This window comes from Bacillus sp. C28GYM-DRY-1, assembly GCF_030519405.1.
In the GTDB taxonomy this organism is placed as follows: Bacteria; Bacillota; Bacilli; order Bacillales; family Bacillaceae; genus Bacillus; species Bacillus spizizenii_A.
Genome location: NZ_JAUMKF010000015.1, coordinates 33,559 through 55,630 on the forward strand (window position 1 = coordinate 33,559; position 22,072 = coordinate 55,630).

The following is a 22,072-nucleotide window of genomic DNA, read 5'->3' on the forward strand; positions in this document are numbered from 1 at the left end:
CCTGCTCACCTTTGCTTTCTGCCGACGGTAAAAAATAGAATCGGCCCGATAATATTGATACATACAATAACTGCTGCCCACATCCACTTTGGCCCGTTTGTCTGCTCTTCCTTTATACAGCTGATAAGGGCGAATACCGCCAGCACAAGCTGCAATACAACCAGCGGCAAAATCATTTCCCAAGAAATATTCATTGCTTGATCCCCCTTTTCTCCCGGTCCGGCTTAATCACAAAAAAGTAATAGCAAATCAGAGGCATCGGCGCTTGAATCAGCCCGACAATTCCCCATACCCATGCCAAACGATCCCGTTTTTTGGCATCAATGAATAAAAAGGTTCCCTGTGCCAATAGGATGAGACAAGCAGCCACCGCTACGATCATTTCTGTTTGGGACATCAGCGCTTCACCTCACGTTCGCCGAGGTATCGTTTTTTCTCAGCCGCAATCAAAATTGGCAGGACAGCCAGCGCACAGGCCTGAAGCACAACAAAAACAGCGGGAACTTGATGAAATCCCAGCATCGCCGCGCTTACCATCCCCAGCGCACAGAACATAAATAACATCACTTCTTTCAGCAGGTTTTTTCTTCGTTCGGCTTTTTTTTGTGACAATTGATCAAGCAACTCTTTTTGACTCGGTATGTTCGGGTTGGCGCATTGGTCGATTTTCTGTAATTCCGATTTTAAATGAACAGATCGCTTTTCTTTATTCATCAGTCCACTCCTTCCTGATTTGCTGGAGCCCTTTATGTACCCTAGACTTAACCGTGCCTTCCTTGATCTGCAGCATCAGCCCGATTTCGGCGTAGGTATAGCTGTAATAGTGCCTTAATAAAACAGGCGTGCGCAGCTTCGAGTCAAGCTTAGAAAAGAGATCAAGCGTTTCGCTCCACTCAGATCCTTTCATCGACATGTCCCACTTTATTTTGCGTATTGTTTCCTCTGTAACCGCCTGATTCCGTTTCCATTCTCTCTTTCTCTTTTTCTGGTGATCGAGGTAGAGCCTCGATGCAATAGAGATCAGCCACGTGGAGAATTTGGAACGGCCTTGGAAACTCTTTAAATGAATGTACCCTTTTAGAAAGGTTTCCTGAACAAGTTCCTCGCTGAGATCAGGGTGAAGGGAAAGCTTCAACAAGTATTTATATAAAAAAGAATAATGATAGTGGAATAGGGCTGTAAATGCCTCATCGTCTCCCTCTTTCGCCTGTTGAATCAGCTGGTGTTCTTCGTGTGTATTCAATAGCCGCGATCCCCCCTTTTTTGTTTTTCTGACTTATAAGACGACACCGGATTTCAGAGCGTTCAACTTTTTTTATAATTCTTTTGATCTATTGACTTCACTGGTTTCTCATCGGTTTTCATCAACATCTAAATTTGTAAAGCGAAGTACAGTCTGTTAAGCTATGTTTTTATGTCTATTTCAAAAAAATTCATTATATATGGAGGACGATGCATTGAAAGTAGAAAGGCGAACGATTGAACATATTCCAAATGAAGAAAGACATGGTAAAGCGAAAGATTTATTCCCCGTATGGTTTGGGGCTAATATGCATATCACCACGTTAGTGACCGGTACGCTTCCCGTGGCAATGGGACTTAATCTGTTTTGGAGTGTTGCCGCTATTATTTGCGGAACCTTAATCGGTGCCATATTTATGGCGTCTCATTCCGCGCAAGGCCCTCAGCTTGGCATCCCGCAAATGATTCAAAGCCGTGCCCAATTCGGCGTAATCGGAGCGATTCTTCCCCTCTTCTTAGTTATGTTTATCTACCTTGGTTTCTTCGCGAGCAGCACGATTCTGGCGGCCGGAACCTTAAGCAGCTTTGTTCCCATCCCGGGATCATGGAGCATTATAGGTTTAAGCGCCGTATGTTTTTTACTCACCATTTTCGGCCATGATTTGATTCACAAAATGCAAAAAATCCTTTCTTGGACGTCTTTTGCTGTATTTTTTGCTGCAACGATACTCATTTTTCAATTACCGATTCCGGCAGGCAGCTGGATTCCCGGAGCGGTTGATCTGCCAATTTTCTTAGTGGCAGTCAGCGCAGTCGCGACGTGGCAGCTTGCCTACGCACCTTATGTTGCCGATTATTCAAGATATCTGCCAGTTAAAACACCGGCTTCTCAAACATTTTGGTACAGCTATGCAGGTACATCTGTCAGCTCCATCTGGATGATGCTGCTCGGCGCTTTGCTGACGACAGCACTTCCTGACTTTACAGCAAACTCAGGCAGCCAGATTGTCCAATTGTTCGGGCCCTTCTCGGCTATTATGCTGATCATTGTGTTATTTGGGCAAATGGCGATCAATGTCTTTAACCTGTATGGAGCTTTCATGTCTACAACTACAACGCTTGAGCCGTTTCTGAAGTTAAAAGTCACGCCCAGAGTCAGAATCATCATGATCCTCGGCGTCACGCTTGTCGGCACAGTCTTAAGCCTTCTCGGGCAAAGCAATTTTATGGAGCTGTTTTTGAATTTTATCTTTTTCATCAGTTATTTCTTAATACCTTGGACGGCAATCAATTTAGTCGATTACTACTTTGTCCGCCACGGAAACTATCAAGTCAAGGCCATGTTCGATGTGAACGGGCCGTATGGAAAAGTCAATTGGATTACCACGATTGCGTTCGTCCTGTCCATCTTGCTGGAAATTCCGTTTATCAATACGTCCTTTTACATTGGGCCGCTGGCCAAAATGTTTGGAGGCGGAGATATCGCATGGATTATCGGCTTGGCCGTGCCTTCTGTTCTTTATTATGTATTGATGAAACCGCGTCTGAAAAAACAGAGTTATCAAGAAAAGCTGTCTTCTCTATGAAGACAGCTTTTTATCATTCAAATTGCTTCCACACACGAGGCAGCATATCAGAAAGCTCATGAGCGAGCAGCGTATGGGCGGAGTGCTCGTCCGTCCAGAGCTCGGCGCATGCACCATGCAGATAGACTGCGTTTAATATGGCACGCTTCGGGTCTTCGTGGCAGCAAAGCATGCCCAATATCATGCCCGTCAACGTGTCACCGGTGCCCCCCTTGGCGAGCGCCCCGTTTCCGGTTGGGTTGCGCCAGCAGTCACCATCGGGAAATGCGATAACAGTTTGATTTCCTTTTAACACTATGACAGCCTGCAGCAGAGCCGCCCATTCCTTTGCGTATTCCGCTCTTTTGTTTTGCAGTTCGTTCACCGGCACCCCTGTCATACGGGAAAACTCGCCTGGGTGCGGCGTGAGGATGAGGGGAGCCTCCCGTTTCGGATACGTGCGCTTCACCAGCGCTCCGGCATCCAAAATCACGGGGCAATCCGCCGCAAGCACATGATCAACTGCCTGCTGTACGCTTTCGGTTTGCGGAAGCCCCGGTCCGACAGCAATGGCCCGGTACGTCTCTTCAAGCTGAGCGTCCGCCGCTTTTTGCCAGCCGTCACGCCAATAGGTCGCCTCAGGCAGAACAGGAACGATCAGCGGGATCACGCTTTCAGACGTACCAATGACAAGCTTTCCGAGCCCGCTCCGCATGGCCCCAAGGCCCGCAAGAAGCGCTGCGCCCGGCATGTCGTCGCTGCCCGCCAGCAGCAAAGCTGTACCATATGTGCCTTTATGGCTCTCTGCATCTCTTTCAGGAAGCGAGGCCCTCACATGCTCTTCCGTCCACATTGGAATATTCATCACTATCCCTCCTCTGCTTTCTCTTCCTATTTTTCCTATACCTTTTCTTTTTCAAACAAAAAAGACAGCCTTTGGGGGCTGTCTTTTATTTTACAGGAACATCAAGATGATACAGGCGGCGATACCGTTCGTTTGACGCCAGCAGTTCCTCATGCGTTCCTTCCATTTCCGTTTTTCCGTTTTCGAGAAACACGATTTTATCGGCCGCTTCCACTCCCGTGAGATGGTGCGTAATCCATAGAATCGTTTTTCCTTTCAGCACGTCAAACACCGTTTCCATCAGCTCGCGTTCGGTGATGGGGTCGAGGCCGACTGTCGGCTCATCGAGGATGATGATCGGCGTATCCTGCAGCAAAATCCGGGCAAGTGCGATCCGCTGCCGCTCGCCTCCGGAAAATCGGATGCCGGTTTCCTGTACAGAGGTGTGATATCCATCAGGCAGTGACTCAATGTAGTCATGCAGCTTGACCTGTTTTGCGGCGCGGCGCACATCCTCCTCGCTTGCTTCTCCGTTTCCAAGCCTGATGTTGTTCAGAATGCTTGTATCAAACAGGTGCGGTTTTTGATTTAACACAGCCACCGCATCGGCAATTTGATCCTGTAACAGTGCTGTCTCTACACCGTTTAACGTCACAGATCCTGAGTCCGGCTTCAAGACGCCTTCAATTAGAGCGAGCGAAGTCGATTTCCCAGACCCACTCCGGCCGAGCAGCGCCATTTTTTCTCCTTGGCGCAGCGTAAAGGTAAAGCTGTGCAGCACTTGGCTGCTATTGTCATAAGAGAACGTCACATCACGAAAGGACAGGGTGACATCTTGGAGATTGAGCGTTTCAGCCGCTGATCTGATTTGTGACACCTCCGGCTGAGGAGCCACCTTGTTCATGCGTTTGATGGAATCCTGATAGCCGGGCACTTCGCCCAAAGCATCTGAAAGTGGCAGAAAGGCTTCTGTCAGCGGGAACACCACAAGCACAAAAGCCGCAATCATCGTTTTGGCGAGTTCGCCGTCTGCATGCTGCCCCGCCGTCCAAAACAGCATCAACAAAATAAGGCCGGCGACAAGGCATTGCGCGGCGAAATCCCGCCATCTTGTAAAGTGTTGTTTTTTCCGTTCAAGCTCAAACCAATCATGTTCCTCTTTTTCATAGGAATCAATAAACGCATGCCGGCGTCCGCTGAACATCCAGTCGCTGACACCCATCACAGCATCTGTCAGACGGCTGTACAGCACATTTCGTCCGCTTTTCAGCTTCGCATTCTTCGCTCTCGTTACGAGCAAAGACACAATCGGAAACAATACAACAAGAACAAACAAATACAGCGCAAGCAATATGGCAAACGGCCAAGAGAAGAAGCCGAGCGCTATCACTGACACAGCATACAGAAGCAAGGCCGAGATCGCAGGAAAAATTGTTTTTAAGAAGGCATCCTGTAAATGCTCAATATCCTCAGACAAAATGCCGAGCATATCTCCCGTGCGAAAACGGGACCGCAGCATCAAAGCACCCGGCTCAAGCATATTGTAAAGGCGGACGCGCATGTCGGACACGATCTTCAAAATGATGTGATGGCCGATGAGGCGTTCCACATATCGTGACACAGACCGCGCAATCCCAAAAGTACGCACAGCGACAATCGGGACATAAATAAGCAGGATGTTTTCCGGTCTTGTCGCCGCCTTAGAGATTAAAAACCCTGAGGTGAACATGAGAAAAGCAGCAGAAAAAATTGTCACAGCGCCTAAAAAGATAACCAGAACGAACAGGCGGATATTTTTCTTGATATACGGCAGGATCCATTCTTCTTTCCTCATGCTCTTTCCCCCAGTTGTGCCTCCACGAGTTTGGTGTACACACCGTTGTTCTCCAGCAATTCATTGTGAGTCCCGATTTCCGCAACCCTGCCCCCGTCCAGCACGATCACTTCATCCATATCGAGCATCCAGTGAAGGCGGTGAGTCGCGAAAAAGACGAGCTTGTCCTCAAATAAATCCAGCATCGTTTCTTTTATCTCATATTCGGTTTCAATATCCAGATGGGCGGTCGGCTCATCCAGCAGCAGAATCGGGCGGTTTCCTAAAAAGGCGCGGGCCAGTGCGACACGCTGAGCCTGGCCGCCGCTGAGCGCCCGGCCGCCTTCCCCGATCCGGCCCTCTAATCCGTCCGGAAGTTTGTCCACCAGCTCCGCCAACCCCGCCGCGGCAGCTGCGCCTGCTGTATCCTCAGCCGAAGCGCTTGGATGATAGAAGCGAATGTTGTTCGCCAGTGTATCATCAAAAATGTACGGGTGCTGCGGGATATAAAGGAGGTTTTTCTGCCAGCTGTCGTCCTGCAAGTGGGACCGTTCTGAACTGTTGACTTCTATCGTACCGCCATCCGGTTCCAAAAACCCGCCGAGGAGATCTATTAGTGTAGATTTTCCGGCGCCGCTTGCACCGATAATTCCAATTTTTTTCTTGCCTTTGAATGACAGATCAACATCGGACACGGACCTGCCGACTGACACACCTGACAGCTTCAGCTCATCTTGATCAGACCACGTCCCAAGCCGAAGCGGCGCCTCTTCTTTAAAGCCAGGCTGCGACAAAATCTCTTGAATGGTTTTGCCTGCCTCCTGCCCGTTCAGCGTCGCGTGATAATCATTTCCCACTTCCCGCACTGGCAGAAAATACTCAGGTGCAAGAATTAGCGCCGTTAAAGCCGGGCCAAGCAAGATATCGCCATCAATAAGGCGCAGGCCCAGAAACACTGCGACTGTCGCCACCGACAGCATCGTGAAAAAATCGAGGGCAAATGAAGATAAAAACGCCACCCGAAGCGTGCTCATCGTTGCTTTGCGGTACCGCTCACTAACGTGAAAAATATTTTTGCTGTGCGACTTGCTCAAACCTAGGAAACGCAATGTCTCCAGTCCGCGAAGAGAATCTACAAAATGATTGGAAAGTCTCTGATAGGATTTCCACTGTCGATCCGCTTTTCTCTGTGCGACAAGGCCGAGGAGAATCATAAAGATGATCAGAATCGGCATAGCAGCGACTAAAATGACGGCTGATGTGCGATCCTGAAAAAACACATAAATGACAACAGCCGCAGGCACAATCGCCATGCTGACCATTTTCGGCAGAAACAGCTCAAGGTAGCGGCGGAACTGACTGATGCCTTCCATCGCCAGGGTCACCATTTGCCCCGTCCCCTCTTTCCTTGCAAAGCGGGGGCCTAATCGGAACAGCTGATCAAGAAAACTCTTTCTCAAATCTGCGCCAGTCCGGGCGGCATATTGATAGACGATTTTCTGGCGCGCCACCGTCACCCCGTGCCGGGCGACAAAAGCGATGAGGAAAAAGCCGATCACTGGAAACAGCGAGGCAATGCTTTTCCCGTTGAACAGTCCAGTTACGGCTTCACTCAACCACTCTGCCTGCATAATAATAGCGGCTGTCTGAATCAGCGTTAAACAAGTAATCACAGTGAGAATCCGCTTCATTCCTTTATATCGAAACAGGTCTTTTCCCATTAATAAGTCATAGGCTCCTTATGGCTGACGCGCTTCCGGAAGACATAATAGCTCCAGATCTGGCTGCCGATGACAAACGGCAATAGGGTTAATGCACAAATTGACATGACTTTAAGCGAATAATCACCGGAAGAAGCGTTAGCTACTGTTAAATCGTACGCGCTTTGAATTGAGCTGACCATCACTCGAGGGAATAAGGAAATAAAGATCATTCCTACAGTCAGCGCCAGCCCCGCGCCAGTCATCCCAAATGTCCAGCCATCTTTTTTCTTACGGATAAAGACAGCCGCGAGCATAAAGCAAATGACAATCAAAACAACGAGCGGAATCGTAATCTCGCCGCGGCGTGTAAACATGTCTGTCTGATAGGCAGAAAGAGCCACGAAGGCCAGAACCGCTACAAAAACAACACCCATTATTTTTTGCGCCATGATCCGGGCGCGTTTTTGCAAATCACCGATCGTACGCAGCGTGATAAACATTAATCCATGCTGGAAGCAAAGGAGTGTTACAGTCACACCGCCAAGTACAGAGTATAGATTGAAATAATCGGATAGATGTGCGTGAATGTTCATATCGGCATCAATCGGCATCCCGCGGAATAATGTCGTGAACAGCACACCAAGCACAAATGGAGGAATCAGGCTGCCGAAGAAAACGACCCAGTCCCAAACCTTTACCCATTTTAAATGATCAACCTTGCCGCGAAACTCGAACGCGACCCCGCGGCCCATTAACGCTAGCAGCACAATGACAAACGGAATATAATAACCGCTCAGCATCGTGGCATACCAGTTCGGAAACGCCGCGAAAATGGCGCCTGTACCAGTCAAAAGCCATACTTCATTCGCGTCCCAAAACGGCCCGATCGTGTTGATCAGCACTCTGCGCTCTAATTCATTATGGCCAAGAAAACGGGTCGCCATGCCGACCCCGAAATCAAAGCCTTCCAAAAAGAAAAATCCTACAAACAATACAGCAACGAGTATAAACCATAGATCATGAAGAGACATGGTATACCTCCTGACTAAATGGGTCTGTTGATACAGGAACATCATGATGATCACCATGCTCCGCACCTTTTTTAATCTCACGGATGAACAAGAAGACAAGCAGCGCGCCGAGTATCAAGTACATCACACCGAAGGCGATAATTGAGAATAGCAGGGAGCCCGCCGTTACGTTAGGCGACACGGATTGAGCTGTAGTCATCAAGCCCATAACCGTCCAAGGCTGACGCCCGATTTCTGTCATAATCCAGCCCGCGGAGTTCGCCATAAACGGGAAGGAAATCAATGCGATCATAATGCGCAAATACCATTTGCTATTTTCCAGCTTTTTGCGCCGATTCAACCAAAGGCCGCCTAACGCAGCAAGAATCATAACAACACCTGCGCCAACCATGATGCGGAAGCTCCAGAACGTCGTTTTGACAGGCGGAATGTAGTCGCCTTTTCCGTATATTTTTTCATACTCAGCCTGAAGTGTTTTCATCCCTTTGACACTTCCGCTGAATTTTTGATACGCCAGGTAGCTCAAGGCATACGGAACTTGGATTTCATTTGAGCTTTTTTCATTTTTTGTATCGATCGTGGCAAAAGCCGTCCAAGCAGCAGGGTCGCCGCTGTCTTCCCAAAGTCCTTCACTGGCAGCCATTTTCATCGGCTGCGATTCCATTAAGTGCTCGGCCTGCATGTGACCGCTAAGGCCAACGCCAAGACCGGCACAAAGGCCGACGATCATTGCGAGTTTAAAGGATTGTGTAAAGAAAGGCACTTCTTTTTTCTTCAATAGTTTAAAAGCACTCACACCGGCGATAAAGAAAGCCCCGGTGGCAAGCGCACCAAAAATAACGTGCGGGAATTCAACCCAAAGCTGAGGGTTTGTAATCAGCGCGCCAAAATCATTCATCTCCGCGCGGCCGTTTTTAATCGTAAAGCCGACCGGCTCCTGCATAAAGGAGTTCGCTGTTAAAATCCAGAAAGATGACATAATCGTTCCGAATGACACGAGCCAAATGCAGAGAGCGTGAATTTTTTTCGGCAGGCGGTCCCAGCCGAAAATCCATAATCCGATAAAGATAGATTCCATGAAAAACGCCAATAATGCTTCAATCGCAAGCGGAGCACCAAATACATCTCCGACAAAACGGGAGTAATCAGACCAATTCAGTCCAAACTGGAATTCTTGCAAAATCCCCGTTACAACACCGACTGCGAAATTTATTAAGAATAAGTGCCCCCAAAACTTTGCCATTTTGAGGTACTGCTCATTTTTTTTCACAAGATAAAGAGTCTCCATCAACGCAACCATAAACACAAGCCCGATAGACAACGGCACAAACAAGAAGTGAAACAACGTTGTTGATGCAAATTGAATGCGGGCTAAAACCAATTCACTCATGCTTTCTCCTCCATTTCCGGTTAGTAATTTGCTCAATACTTCACAATCAGCACCGAGACTTTGATCAGTATTTCACAAAATAGACGAAAAAAATATTGCTCAATATTTCACAAATGTGTCAGTAAGTCATTCAATATGATGCTAGATTGCCAGACTGATCAAATGACACATTCTCTGACTAGTTCATATTAAGTACTTTACAACGATTCATTTCAAAAATAAAGCCTAAAATACCTAAAAAGCCCCGCGTTATGTGACGGATTATTGTCTATTTTGTTGCTGATTGATGACGGTTGCTAGGATAAATGGCCCTTTATTATCGTACATCAACTATATCATTCCTTGCGAATAAATTGCTTGTCCAGCACCAGCACTCGTTTCTCAGCACTCCGTCATAGACCGATTTTAGTCAGAATGCCTCTTTTCATCAGTAACGGGACAAGAATAAAGTTGAATAGTAAATTTTTAATATATTAATAATTTCAATTTTTTAGTATAATTAACGTAGTGAACAATTTCACTGCATCAAGAATAGGGGAGGTTTTTCAATGGGAGAGCTTCAAACACAAATGCAATTGCAAACGGATACAATTCACGAAGGGGTTCGAAAAGGGAATTGGTTTGCAAAAGCCATGAATATAAAAGTAGGCATCATACCGCTTCCTGTGTATGTCTTGCTGTTTATATTAATCACTGTTTTTGTCATGCATCACGATGTAAAAAGTGACATCTTGACATCCATTGCGGTCATGGCATTTTTCGGGTTCACCTTTGCCCAAATCGGCAAATCGATCCCGATTGTTCGTTCTATCGGCGGCCCGGCCATCCTAGCTACTTTTATTCCGTCCGCTGTCGTCTACTATCACCTGCTGCCTAATGATATCGTTAAATCCACCACAGAATTTACAGAAAACTCAAACTTTCTATACTTGTTTATCGCCGGGATTGTCGTCGGAAGCATCCTCGGCATGAAAAGAGAAACACTCATAAAAGCATTCATGAAAATCTTTATTCCGCTTATTGCCGGTTCTGTCGCAGCCGCTATTGTCGGACTGGCTGTCGGCACTTTGCTTGGGCTCGGATTTCAGCATACATTGCTGTACATTGTTATTCCTATCATGGCAGGGGGAGTCGGAGAAGGTGCTATTCCGCTGTCCATTGGTTATTCTGACATTATGCCCATGTCTCAAGGGGAAGCATTCGCACTTGTTCTGCCGTCGATTATGCTGGGGAGCCTGTGCGCGATTATCCTAGCGGGATTGCTGAATAGAATCGGAAAGAAAAAACCGGAATGGACAGGCAACGGCAAAGTGGACCGCTCTGAAAAGGAGTCCCCTGCGCTGGAGGAATCGCAAAGCGGACAGCAAATGTTTAACCTTTCCTTATTTGCGTCAGGCGGTATCCTTGCTGTTTCTTTATACTTAGTCGGCATGCTCGCTCACGACTTTTTTGGATTTCCGGCACCTGTTGCCATGCTGTTACTGGCTGTCCTGATTAAGCTGTTTAGATTGGCGCCTGCCTCAATAGAAAATGGCGCGTTTGGGGTGTCCCGCTTCTTTTCAACCGCTGTGACCTATCCGCTGCTCTTTGCAATCGGGGTGTCCATGACGCCGTGGGACAAGCTTATCGCTGCCTTTAACCTTAGCAATATCATTACGATTCTGTCTGTCGTTGTGACCATGATGGCCGTCGGCTTCTTCACTGGAAAGTGGCTGAACATGTATCCGATTGAGACCGCCATTATCAATGCGTGCCACTCAGGACAAGGAGGCACCGGAGACGTCGCCATTTTAAGCGCCGCAGAAAGGCTTGAGCTAATGCCATTTGCCCAGGTGTCTACCCGAATCGGGGGAGCAATTACAGTATCCTTAACCTTATTGCTGCTTCACCAGTTTTATTGATACACCGCAAGCAAGCTCTTCGTAACATGAAAGAGCTTGCTTTTTTGCATGTTCCTATTTTTTCAAGTTCCCGCATCATGCTATAGTAATAGTTGGAAATAATAGATAGAAAGGACTCTAGCATACCTATGGGAACTGAACTACTTCTCTGTATGATTCTCGGGCTGGGATTATATTTTATATCAGCTCTGGCAACTAAATTTATTCCACTTATAGATTTCTGGATTGATATCGTTCTTTGGGTCGGCACTGCTATTTACATCTTCTCTCATCTATCATTTATGGACGGTATTGTCTCGATCGCGACAATGTTCTATTGCTATTGGACTGCGGTGGACCTCACTGTTTCAGATCGTGCGGCAAAACCTTCGGGAGACTGGCAGGAAATCGAGCTTGCCAGAAACAAAACACGCCTCCTGTCAGACATCACGCTTACCGCCGTTGTGTTTGCGGGCGCCATCATTTTTTTCATCTATGGACCTGACCCAAGCCCTCTCAAATATGTCATCTTCTTCGGCATGGTATCCGGCGGAGGGGCACTGGTGAAACGCATATTGAATGTTTTCAGCGTGCACGTATTGTATTCAGCATCCTTAGAAAAATTGCACATCAGCTCTCTTTATGAAACCCGTACATACCCGCTTTCCGATTTGAGAGACATTCAGCTTGAATCAACGGCTGATCTCTTAAAGCTTCATCCGCTTTTGACGATGTATTCATCCCGGTTAGACCTGACAACAAGCTTTCATCAAGTCATCAAACTGTCTCTTCCCGGTGAAACGCTGTTTCTGACGGTGAAGGAACCGCAAAAATGGAAAGCGATCTTCCGTCAATACACAGAATCGGAAAACAACGAGGATACTGTGATTTCTGTTTTACCGTTTTATCATAGGAAAAATGTGAAGCGGCTGCTTGGGAAGCTATATTTTGCCGCCAGTGTAAAAGGCGTCTCGGCTTACGCCTTATTGGTGCTCGTTTTATATGGATTACATGCCTCTCCATGGATTATGGCCGTTGCCGTGATGCTGTACTGGATACTCAACATGTATCTGTCAGACCGTGTTTTGCGGGCGGCAATGGATACCAAGCCTTGTCATCATCCGAATGTACAGGCAGCGGCCCACAGGATTTTCAGCAAGGCCGGCATTTCCCATGTCCGCATATACGAAACGGAGAGTGATGATTACAACGGAATGGCAGTCGGCATGAATGTCGGGAGGTCAATGGTCATTCTGACAAGTGCCACACTAACACTTCCGTTGCGTGTCATCGAAGGCATTCTGGCTCATGAGGCGATACATATAAAAAAACGTGACGTACTGTCATCACAGCTTTTGCGATTTCTCTATCTTGGAGCCGTCGTTGGGATCATCCTCTTATTTGAACAGCATATCGTCCATCCCGAGGCCCATAAAATTGTGCTTTGGGTTTTCATCATGGCAATCATCATCCTGTTTCAGCTCTATCAATCCTTTTGTTCACAATGGATGGAGGTGCGTGCTGACAACCTTGGCGCATCACTGCTGGAAGGCGGGCACAAACAAATGGCTGAAGTTTTGAGAATCTTGGCGGTTCGGCAGGATCGGAATATACAGAAACAAAGCGCCTACAGCTCTGAAGCAGATGAGGACGCGCTTCAGATCGACTCTCTTACCCGCGATAGAAGCTGGCTTTTCAGATTCATTGATTTTCAGTTCGCTCCTCATCCCCCTATGTACTGGCGTGTCAGCACGTTATTGTCAAACAAAGGACACGGGGTGCTGAAGCGCTGGCTCAGAGACCGTCTGAAAGAATCGATCTCTTTGAAGTGAAACTGATCTGCGTTTCACCCGTATAACAGATATGGTGAAAAAAGGGAGTGATCAAAGTGATTGTGATCATCTTATTGATTATAGCTATTATTGTTTTTCTTTCAGTCATCCAGCCGCAGCCCTCGGAAAACAAAAGCCGCCAGCAGGCGGACAGCGGGTTTTCCGGTTATTCTGGCCATAGCTCGCACCATGATGGATGCGGCAGTGACGGAGGTTTCAGCGATTCCGGCTGTGGCGGCGGAGGGGGCGGCGATTGAGCGCCGCCTTTTTTTATTTCATGGATTCGATGTACGCGCCAAAAGCCGCGCCTGACATGCCCGGGGACACACGCACGCGATGGAGGGCGTACATTCCCTGGTCTCTAGATGCCGCGCCCGGTTCTGTCGTCACGCCCATTTGATAGCCCGTTTCCTTGGCAGCCTTCAGCGTCTCCTCATTGTAGCGCCCTACCGGATAGCTGATGATAGAGGTTTGCTGATGAAACATGTTGTCAAACAGCTTTTTCGAATCAGCCATCTCACTGTACTGCTGTTCAGGCGTTAACCCGTTCAGTTCAAGGTGGTTAATCGTATGGCTTTCAATGGATATGCCATGCTTCGCCATTTCTTTCATTTGCTCCTCTGTCAGATGGTGTTTATGTGCGATTGAGTTGCCGATCATAAAAATCGTCGCCTTCATCCCGTACTGTTTTAGCACCGGATACGCTTCTAGGTAATTGTCGGTGTATCCGTCATCAAACGTAATCAGCACGCATTTCTCACTCGGCTTTTTATCCTGCGTCAGCATGAGATACGCCTCTTTCGGCGTTAATGTCTGATAACCGTTTTCGTGCAGCCACTTCATATGCGCTTCGAATTCTTCCTTCGGAACACGGAGGCTGTTTCCAGAGGAAATACTGTGGTACATCAAAATCGGCAGCTTTGCCGGTTTCTCTGTTTTAATCCATGCGGATGTATCGTCTTCTTTTTTCTGTACATGTACTGTCTTTTCTTCCGGTTTCTTTTGTTCGGCTTTCGGCACCTGCTGCTCCGCGTTCGCCTCTTGATCATCGCAAGCCGCGAGAGCCAAGCAGCTTCCCAAAAGAAATATGCTTAGGATAAAACGTTTCATCGTTTCCCTGCTTTCTGTCTATTTCTTCCTCCTTTTTTCATCGGTTTGTTTCTGAGATTTTCAAGCACAAAAAACCGGACATGGATGCATGACCGGCTCACAATTAAGAAAACTGATTCAAAACCAGCGAGGTTAACAACCCAAGTGCGGCGATTAACCCTGTCATCGGGCCGCTGTCTTCGTACGCCTCAGGCATCATCGTCGAAGCAATCACCGCAATGATCCCCCCGCCTGCAAATGCTGCAATTGCTGACATCACTTCTTCAGAAGCACCGTGGAGAAAGAAGTATCCTGACCATGATGCAAAAAGGGATATCACGAGTACCGCAGCCCAAAGCAGTATCATTTTCGTTCTCTAAAACCCGCTGCTTTTCATTCCTGCTGTACTGGACAGCCCTTCAGGTATGTTGCTGATAAAAATGGCTATTCCTCCGCCGCTGGCAGCTGCTTGTCCCGATTTTTTTCTTTGTGACGCGCCTCTTTTGGAAACCGCGTAATCAAAAACCGTAAACACGGCAGCTCCCATAATAAATCCGGCGCCTGTCGCTGCCATTCCGCCTTCTGCTACTGCATCTCCGAGAAGTTCGTAAGCGGCCGCGCCAATTAATACACCTGTGCCAAAAGCCATACTATAGCCGATGATCTGTTTGTGAATCGAAAAAAACATGGACGCCGGCACGCCCAGTAATACAGCAGAGCCTGAGATCCCGCCCCACATTGCCGGATGCCACATCTCTATCTCCCTTTCTTACCAACCACTACCCGCTGTGTTTTTTTCTGTAAACCTTAAAAAGAACACAAAAATACCGGACATGTCTCTATGTCCGGCTTTTGAGCTTATCGAATTCTCACTTCAGTCTCACTGTCAAAGAAATGGCCTTTATTCATATCAAACGCAACTGTCAGCTCATCACCTGATTGAATATCGAGGCGGGCGTCAATCCGCGCAATAAAATCTTGATTATCAATCTGCGAATAAATCATGATTTCAGAACCGAGCAGCTCAGCGACATTGATTTTCGCTTTAATCGAAGAATTTTTATACGACTCCACGACAACCAATTCATCATGAATATCCTCAGGACGGATACCGAAGATGACTTCTTTGCCAATGTAGCCCTTTTCACGGAGCACCTTCATTTTTCCTTCCGGCACGGTTAATGCCGCAGATCCGATTTTGATTAGGCCATCCGTCAACTTTCCTTTAAAAAAATTCATCGCCGGTGAGCCGATAAAACCGCCGACAAAGACGTTTTCAGGAAATTCGTATACATCCTTCGGCGTCCCGATCTGCTGGATTTTTCCGTCTTTCATGACCACGATCCGTGTCGCCATTGTCAGCGCTTCTGTCTGGTCATGCGTCACGTAAATTGTTGTGGTTTGCAGCCTCTGGTGGAGCTTAATGATTTCCGCCCTCATTTGCACCCTCAGCTTCGCGTCCAGGTTTGACAAAGGCTCATCCATCAGGAACACCTTTGCATCCCGCACGATTGCCCGTCCAAGCGCGACCCGCTGTCTCTGCCCGCCTGACAGCGCTTTCGGTTTTCGGTGCAAATATTCCTCCAGCCCTAGAATTTTAGCGGCTTCCTCTACCCTTTTCTTGATCTCAGGCTTCGGCATTTTCCGAAGCTTCAGCCCGAATGCAATATTATCGTAGACAGTCATATGCGGATAGAGCGCGTAGTTTTGAAATACCATCGCAATATCCCTGTCCTTTGGCGCTACATCATTTACACGTTTTCCTCCAATATAAAAATCGCCTTTCGAAATTTCCTCAAGCCCTGCGACCATCCGAAGCGTCGTTGATTTTCCGCAGCCGGACGGGCCGACGAATACGATAAACTCCTTATCGTCAATGTGAAGGTTAAAGTCATCAACAGCCGCTTCCTTCTGATCATAATATTTATAAATGTGCTCCATCCGCAATTCAGCCATCTAACATCCCCCTTTGTTATTGTAAACGCTTTCTCAACTAGAGTGTAACAGCATTCCTCTATCGCTGAAATGGGCAGCATTCATAAAATCAGCAACCATTTTTCATGCATGTTTCCAATTTATTCTGAAACTTCGCTTTGCAGGCAGATAAAATAGGCAAGCAGCGCGCCTTTATACGTTTTAATGTCTATCCCTGACCGCTCAATAAATTTATCAATTCGATATTGCAGGCTGTTGCGGTGCAGATGCAGCTTTTTCGCCGTTAATGTCACGTTTGAGTTGTTTTCAATAAAGAGCTTGATTGTCTTCCTCAGGTCAGATTCATCTCCGAACAAAAGCTCAGCTTCTTCAGAGAGCAGCGTTTCAAGTTTTTCTTTTTCTGCTTCTAATAATAAAAAAGGAAAGATCATCTCAAAGGTCACACTCTGCACCTGAGGCAGCCGTTTTTCAGCAAATAGAAAATACGTCTGTTCACGGGCGTAATGTGTTCGCAGACTTTCATCGGGCTCGTAAAATCTCCCGGCGTAAAAACGGACACTGAAGTAGAAATCACTTTCAAGAACCTTAGCTAGTGATTCCAGTTCGTCCTTCCCAGCCGCCGCTTCACTTTCCTGCTCGACAATCACGCCTCTGTCCTCATGCATCCACACAATCACAAAAGGAACCGGCCAGAAATGGCGGACCGCTTCCGCAAAAGATGCCCGCTCTATTTTACCGAGTAAATGAAAATGAACAAATCTCGTTCGCTTCTTTATATTCGCCGGTACTTCCCCTCTGGAAAAAAGAAACGCAAACCACTTGTTTTCTTCCGGCGATTTCAAAGACATTTGATTGGCCTCATCCGCAGGCGTCAAAAATGATTGCAGCAGCAACGTCTCTTTCTCACTGATCTCCGTTTTCGGAATGGAGATATACTTCTGACTGTTCTCATCAAAAAAGCATAGATAGTCTTCCTTTACGCAAAGCTCCTCAGACACATTCAAACCGGGATAAATAGACAGCAGCGATTTCATAAGGTCTCCTCTCTTATGTAAGGATTTGTATATCCAGTATAAGGCGAAACGCTTTTGTTCTCCAATAAAAAAGAGTATATTTGGCATAGATGGACGCATTCGTTTACATATTGGCATTAACAGAAATAGAAGAGGATATGCAGGACCAAAGGAGGATGATCAATAATGGGACTAGAAGCGTTAAACAAAAGTTTTATTAACGGAAAATGGACCGAAGGGGAAAGCGGGCGTACGGAGGACATTTTGAATCCGTATGACCAGTCTGTCATTACAACAGCATCGTTGGCAACAAACAAACAGCTGGAGGATGCGTTTGACATTGCACAACAGGCGCAAAAAAAGTGGGCCAAGAGCACAGCAGAAGAACGAAAAGCAGTTCTGCAAAAAGCGCGCGCCTACTTACAGGAAAACCGCGATGACATCATCATGATGATTTCCCGCGAAACCGGCGGAACAATCATGAAAGCAACGATCGAGCTTGAACAAACAATTGCGATTTTAGATGAAGCCATGACATATACTGGCGAATTAGGCGGTGTCAAAGAGGTTCCATCCGACATTGAAGGGAAAATCAATAAGATTTACCGCCTACCGCTCGGTGTCATTTCATCGATTTCTCCCTTTAATTTTCCGATGAATTTATCAATGAGAACAATTGCGCCTTCGATTGCGCTGGGAAACAGTATTGTACACAAGCCTGATATTCAAACTGCTCTTTCCGGCGGAACCATCATTGCAAAGGCATTTGAACACGCCGGTCTTCCTGCGGGTGTCCTCAATGTCATGTTGACGGACCTAAAGGAAATTGGGGACGGCATGCTGACCAATCCAATTCCAAAATTGATCAGCTTTACGGGATCAACCGCAGTCGGGCGCCATATCGGTGAAATCGCCGGGCGTAACTTTAAACGAATGGCCCTTGAGCTCGGCGGCAACAACCCATTTGCCGTCCTTTCAGACGCGGATGTCGATCGTGCTGTAGACGCCGCGATTTTCGGAAAATTTATTCACCAGGGACAAATCTGCATGATTATCAACAGAATCATTGTTCATCAAGATGTGTACGATGAGTTTGTTGAAAAATTCACCGCACGTGTCAAACAGCTTCCGTACGGCGACCAAACCGATCCGAAAACCGTTGTAGGCCCGCTGATCAACGAGCGCCAAATCGAGAAAGCGCTGGAGATCATTGAGCAGGCAAAGGCAGACGGCATTGAGCTTGCGGTTGAAGGAAAACGCGTCGGAAACGTGCTCACACCTTTTGTCTTTGTAGGTGCAGACAACAACAGCAAAATTGCCCAAACGGAGCTGTTTGCCCCGATTGCCACCATTATCAAAGCCTCCAGCGATCAGGAAGCGATTGATATGGCAAATGATACAGAATACGGCCTCAGCTCGGCTGTTTTCACTTCTGATTTAGAAAAAGGCGAAACATTTGCCCTGCAAATTGACAGCGGCATGACCCATGTCAACGACCAGTCCGTTAATGACTCGCCGAATATCGCCTTTGGCGGCAACAAAGCCAGCGGTGTCGGCCGCTTCGGAAATCCATGGGTGGTCGAGGAATTTACTGTGACGAAATGGATATCAATCCAGAAGCAATACCGCAAATATCCGTTCTAAACGAACAAATCCCTCTGCTTCAAGTGCAGAGGGATTTTATTATTTAGATATATCAACAAACCCTTCGCCAAACACATCGCGTACGTCATGAACAATCACAAACGCCTTTTTGTCACAGCTTCTGATAATTTTCTTCAGCATAGAAAGCTCCTGTTTGTTGATGACAATGTACAAAATCTCTTTTGCTTGTCCCGTATAGTTTCCCTTCCCTGATAAAATCGTCACGCCCCGATCCATCAAGGTATTTACCTGCTCGGCAATTTCACCCTTATTTTCCGAAATGACCGTAATCGCTTTTTTCGTATTCAAGCCTTCAATAATAAAGTCCATCACTTTCGTTCCGATATACAGCATTACGATCGTAAACATCATTTTTTCCGCACCAATAATAAAATAAGAGCTAAATACTACGAGTAAATCAAAAAACAGAAGCGCGTAGCTGATATTCCAGTCTAAATATTTATTAGCAATTCTGGCCAGAATCGCAGAGCCGGCTGTCGTTCCGCCGACACGTATAATCATGCCGATACCGACACCCGCAAATACACCCGCGAAAATCGTATTAATGATCAATTCATCAGACGGGGTGCTCCACCCATGTGTCAGATGAAGGAAAAGCGAATTCGCCGCTACGGCAATGATTGTATAGACAGTCGTTTTACCGTCCAGAAACTTGTAGCCGATTAAAAGCAGAAGTGCATTTAAGATAAAGTTCGTTACCCCAGGAGACCATTGAAACACATAATACAAAATCAGCGTAATCCCAGTGACCCCGCCTTCCCCAAGGTCATTGGGAATCGCAAACAAATTCACTGCAAGCGCGAAGAAAAAAGCGCCAATCAGAAGCATTAGCACATCAAGCATTTTCTTTTTCATCAAAAACACTCCTTCTCAATATAGTATCAACAAAAAAACCCAGGAGTACGCTCTCTCAAAAGAGCAGAAACTCCTGGGCTTTTATCCCACCGTGTCATAACAGCCGGGCTGCTATGTGTTTTCTCTCGGTCACAGTCCAATTTGCATTGCGGAACCCTAGAAAACCACTGTTTTTATCATATCATCTTTACTTTCCAATATTAGCATTATAAGGGACGGTTTGAATTGGTTCAAGAGGTATGTGCGGAGATATATTCAGATGATAGATGAGCTACAGAAAAAAAGATTTTCCTATTAACAAATAACAGAAATGACCGATAAGAAAAAAAGCATATATTTTATAAGTAAAATTAACTGTGAATGATGATATTTATAAGATATTCATAATTTTATATTGACTAAGTGAAATAATATAGGCAATGTTATTCTAAAAAAAAGGCCTTCTCTGTTGAGAAGGCCCCCATTCTTATTCCGCACTCTTATACCCATTCACATTAGAAGACTGCCATCTCCATGAATCGGCACACATTTCCTCAAGGCCTCGTCTTGCTTCCCAGCCCAGTTCTTGCTTCGCTTTTGCAGGATCTGCGAAGCAGGTCGCAATGTCTCCTGGACGGCGGTCCGCAAAACGGTACGGAATCTCTTTCCCTGACACTTTTTCAAAGGCTTTGACCATTTCAAGCACACTGTAGCCTGTGCCTGTTCCAAGGTTGTATGCATCTGCTCCAGTGGAGTTCAATACTTTTTCAAGCGCTTTGACGTGGCCCTCTGCGAGATCAACGACGTGAATATAATCGCGTACGCCTGTCCCGTCTTTTGTCGGATAGTCATTGCCGAATACGCTTAATTGCTCAAGTTTGCCGACGGCTACCTGCGTTACATACGGCATGAGGTTATTCGGAATGCCGTTCGGGTCTTCACCAATCCGTCCGCTTGGATGCGCGCCAAACGGATTAAAGTAACGAAGCAGTGCAACGCTCCACTCATTGTCGGCTGTGTACAGATCACGCAATATTTGTTCTAGCATGAGCTTCGTCTGCCCATAAGGATTTGTCGCGCCTAATGGAAAGTCCTCCGTAATGGGTGATGTTTCCGGAACGCCATACACCGTCGCAGACGAACTGAATACGATTTTCTTTAGGCCGTATTTCTCCATGACCTCACATAAAATAAACGTTCCCGTCAGGTTGTTATGATAATATTTGAGCGGAATCGCAACAGATTCACCGACTGCTTTTAACCCCGCAAAATGAATCACAGCTTCAATCTTGTTCTCTGCAAAAACCGAATCTACCGCTTCCCGATCCAATAGATCCGCTTCATAGAACGTTAAATCTTTTCCTGTAATCTCTTTTACACGGTTCAGTGCCTCAGCTGAACTGTTGGACAAATTATCAAGAACAACAATCTCATAGCCGCTGTTCAATAACTCCACACATGTGTGGCTTCCGATGTACCCGGCACCGCCAGTAACAAGTATTGCCATGATGTAAACCCTCCTAAAAAATGACCTGATTTAATTATATAGTGTTTATGACTGGTCTACATCCATTTTCAAGAAGTTTAATCGTTTATTAATAGTTTTTTCATATTTGCAGGCTATCCGATATAGGTTTTCAGCCTTTTCACGCCATATTATGCCGAATACGTGTAGCAGCTGTAAAATCAATCTGCCGGTTGACGTTTTCTTTTCCACTATTCGCTATACTTAATGCAGAAAGGATTTGGTGTCATGGCGATGAGCCCCTATATTTTGATTGTATTTATTTTTATTATTTTATCTATGTACCGGGAAAGAACGGTAAAACCCGTGAAATTGCTGATCATTCCGCTGCTGCTCTTATGGGGCGTATCAGCTTCATTTCGGCCGGCGTATTTTCAGTCTGTTTTACACGTGGCGATCAGCGGCATCTTATTACTGATCGGGCTGGCGTGCGGGTTTGGCATTGGGAAGATGGTACACGTAAGGATTCATCCGGAGACCGGAAAGGTCACTTCACGCGGTTCCCTTGGAAGTGTTATTCTCATTCTAGTGATACTTTCTTTGCGCATGGCTGCGAGAACATGGCTGCCTGAGAGCAACGAGATTTTTATTGCCATTATTCATTCTATGTTCTTCATTCCCCTCGGCACCTTCACAGCCCGCAACATCATGCTTTACAAAGCATACAGACGGCTGGCCGCTGGCAAAGTATCCATTCAATAACTGAAAGAA

The 22,072-nt window shown here is 46.6% G+C and carries 20 protein-coding genes, 1 pseudogene and 1 riboswitch; of the genes and pseudogenes, 6 read left to right on the plus strand and 15 right to left on the minus strand.

Going from position 1 to position 22,072, the window contains the following annotated elements; translation table 11 throughout:
- Positions 1 to 5: 5 nt before the first annotated feature.
- The 4 genes from yxlE to sigY are packed head-to-tail and all read right to left on the minus strand — an operon-like array spanning position 6 to position 1,243.
- On the minus strand, positions 6 to 194 hold the full coding sequence (yxlE, locus tag Q3W56_RS14575; RefSeq protein WP_302895983.1) for a sigma Y negative regulator YxlE: 189 nt from the start codon (positions 192 to 194) through the stop codon (positions 6 to 8).
- Complete coding sequence (gene yxlD, locus Q3W56_RS14580; RefSeq protein WP_019716196.1) at positions 191 to 397, minus strand: sigma Y negative regulator YxlD; 207 nt, start codon at positions 395 to 397, stop codon at positions 191 to 193. The genes yxlE and yxlD overlap by 4 nt, the downstream gene beginning before the upstream one ends.
- Positions 397 to 714 (minus strand): YxlC family protein, encoded by a 318-nt coding sequence (locus Q3W56_RS14585; RefSeq protein WP_302895984.1) that lies wholly within the window; start codon positions 712 to 714, stop codon positions 397 to 399. The genes yxlD and Q3W56_RS14585 overlap by 1 nt, the downstream gene beginning before the upstream one ends.
- Positions 707 to 1,243 carry an RNA polymerase sigma factor SigY gene (gene sigY, locus Q3W56_RS14590; protein WP_302895985.1) on the minus strand — a complete coding sequence of 179 codons (537 nt, stop codon included), beginning with the start codon at positions 1,241 to 1,243 and terminating at the stop codon, positions 707 to 709. Before sigY ends, Q3W56_RS14585 begins: the two co-directional genes overlap by 8 nt.
- Before the next feature lie 214 nt (positions 1,244 to 1,457).
- Between sigY and Q3W56_RS14595 the strand changes: the two genes are divergently transcribed.
- Complete coding sequence (locus tag Q3W56_RS14595) at positions 1,458 to 2,828, plus strand: cytosine permease (RefSeq protein WP_302895986.1); 1,371 nt, start codon at positions 1,458 to 1,460, stop codon at positions 2,826 to 2,828.
- Between the two features lie 13 nt (positions 2,829 to 2,841).
- Here Q3W56_RS14595 and Q3W56_RS14600 read toward each other — a convergent pair whose 3' ends face one another.
- The 5 genes from Q3W56_RS14600 to cydA all read right to left on the minus strand — a co-directional run bounded on the left by Q3W56_RS14600 (position 2,842) and on the right by cydA (position 9,588).
- Positions 2,842 to 3,672, minus strand: coding sequence for an NAD(P)H-hydrate dehydratase (locus tag Q3W56_RS14600; RefSeq protein ID WP_302895987.1), 831 nt, complete (start codon positions 3,670 to 3,672; stop codon positions 2,842 to 2,844).
- A gap of 85 nt (positions 3,673 to 3,757) precedes the next feature.
- Positions 3,758 to 5,485: a thiol reductant ABC exporter subunit CydC gene (cydC, locus tag Q3W56_RS14605; protein ID WP_302895988.1), complete on the minus strand. Its 1,728-nt coding sequence runs from the start codon at positions 5,483 to 5,485 to the stop codon at positions 3,758 to 3,760.
- On the minus strand, positions 5,482 to 7,185 hold the full coding sequence (gene cydD, locus Q3W56_RS14610; RefSeq protein ID WP_302895989.1) for a thiol reductant ABC exporter subunit CydD: 1,704 nt from the start codon (positions 7,183 to 7,185) through the stop codon (positions 5,482 to 5,484). The genes cydC and cydD overlap by 4 nt, the downstream gene beginning before the upstream one ends.
- Positions 7,185 to 8,198, minus strand: coding sequence for a cytochrome d ubiquinol oxidase subunit II (gene cydB / locus Q3W56_RS14615; RefSeq protein WP_302895990.1), 1,014 nt, complete (start codon positions 8,196 to 8,198; stop codon positions 7,185 to 7,187). Before cydB ends, cydD begins: the two co-directional genes overlap by 1 nt.
- Positions 8,185 to 9,588, minus strand: coding sequence for a cytochrome ubiquinol oxidase subunit I (gene cydA, locus Q3W56_RS14620; protein WP_302895991.1), 1,404 nt, complete (start codon positions 9,586 to 9,588; stop codon positions 8,185 to 8,187). Before cydA ends, cydB begins: the two co-directional genes overlap by 14 nt.
- A 548-nt stretch (positions 9,589 to 10,136) precedes the next feature.
- On the opposite strand from cydA, the gene cimH reads away from it, so the two are divergent.
- The 3 genes from cimH (at position 10,137) to Q3W56_RS14635 (ending at position 13,557) form a co-directional block, all read left to right on the plus strand.
- On the plus strand, positions 10,137 to 11,489 hold the full coding sequence (cimH, locus tag Q3W56_RS14625; protein WP_302895992.1) for a citrate/malate transporter CimH: 1,353 nt from the start codon (positions 10,137 to 10,139) through the stop codon (positions 11,487 to 11,489).
- A 122-nt stretch (positions 11,490 to 11,611) separates the two neighbouring features.
- A complete protein-coding gene (locus tag Q3W56_RS14630; RefSeq protein WP_302896023.1) occupies positions 11,612 to 13,300 on the plus strand; it encodes a M56 family metallopeptidase in 1,689 nt (562 codons plus the stop codon).
- 56 nt (positions 13,301 to 13,356) lie between these two features.
- A complete protein-coding gene (locus Q3W56_RS14635) occupies positions 13,357 to 13,557 on the plus strand; it encodes a hypothetical protein (protein WP_268400410.1) in 201 nt (66 codons plus the stop codon).
- Between the two features lie 13 nt (positions 13,558 to 13,570).
- Here the strand turns inward: Q3W56_RS14635 and Q3W56_RS14640 are convergent, their stop codons facing one another.
- From Q3W56_RS14640 to Q3W56_RS14655, 4 genes and pseudogenes are all read right to left on the minus strand, one after another.
- Positions 13,571 to 14,410: a polysaccharide deacetylase family protein gene (locus Q3W56_RS14640; RefSeq protein ID WP_302895993.1), complete on the minus strand. Its 840-nt coding sequence runs from the start codon at positions 14,408 to 14,410 to the stop codon at positions 13,571 to 13,573.
- Positions 14,411 to 14,513: 103 nt separating this feature from the next.
- A pseudogene (locus Q3W56_RS14645) lies at positions 14,514 to 15,143 on the minus strand (ZIP family metal transporter).
- 104 nt (positions 15,144 to 15,247) lie between these two features.
- Positions 15,248 to 16,345 (minus strand): maltodextrin ABC transporter ATP-binding protein MsmX, encoded by a 1,098-nt coding sequence (gene msmX, locus Q3W56_RS14650; RefSeq protein ID WP_019716209.1) that lies wholly within the window; start codon positions 16,343 to 16,345, stop codon positions 15,248 to 15,250.
- Between the two features lie 119 nt (positions 16,346 to 16,464).
- A complete protein-coding gene (locus tag Q3W56_RS14655) occupies positions 16,465 to 17,358 on the minus strand; it encodes a PucR family transcriptional regulator (protein ID WP_019716210.1) in 894 nt (297 codons plus the stop codon).
- Positions 17,359 to 17,523: 165 nt separating this feature from the next.
- Between Q3W56_RS14655 and Q3W56_RS14660 the strand changes: the two genes are divergently transcribed.
- Positions 17,524 to 18,981, plus strand: a complete 1,458-nt coding sequence (locus Q3W56_RS14660; protein WP_302895994.1) for an aldehyde dehydrogenase family protein — start codon at positions 17,524 to 17,526, stop codon at positions 18,979 to 18,981.
- A 39-nt stretch (positions 18,982 to 19,020) separates the two neighbouring features.
- On the opposite strand, the gene Q3W56_RS14665 is transcribed toward Q3W56_RS14660, so the two are convergent.
- A complete protein-coding gene (locus tag Q3W56_RS14665) occupies positions 19,021 to 19,857 on the minus strand; it encodes a YitT family protein (RefSeq protein WP_302895995.1) in 837 nt (278 codons plus the stop codon).
- 68 nt (positions 19,858 to 19,925) lie between these two features.
- Positions 19,926 to 20,028: riboswitch (guanidine-I (ykkC/yxkD leader) on the minus strand.
- Between the two features lie 295 nt (positions 20,029 to 20,323).
- The gene (gene galE / locus Q3W56_RS14670) at positions 20,324 to 21,343 is read right to left on the minus strand and encodes a UDP-glucose 4-epimerase GalE (protein ID WP_302895996.1); all 1,020 of its coding nucleotides are present in this window, start codon (positions 21,341 to 21,343) and stop codon (positions 20,324 to 20,326) included.
- A 246-nt stretch (positions 21,344 to 21,589) separates the two neighbouring features.
- Between galE and Q3W56_RS14675 the strand changes: the two genes are divergently transcribed.
- On the plus strand, positions 21,590 to 22,063 hold the full coding sequence (locus tag Q3W56_RS14675; RefSeq protein ID WP_302895997.1) for a DUF1453 domain-containing protein: 474 nt from the start codon (positions 21,590 to 21,592) through the stop codon (positions 22,061 to 22,063).
- Positions 22,064 to 22,072: the final 9 nt, after the last annotated feature.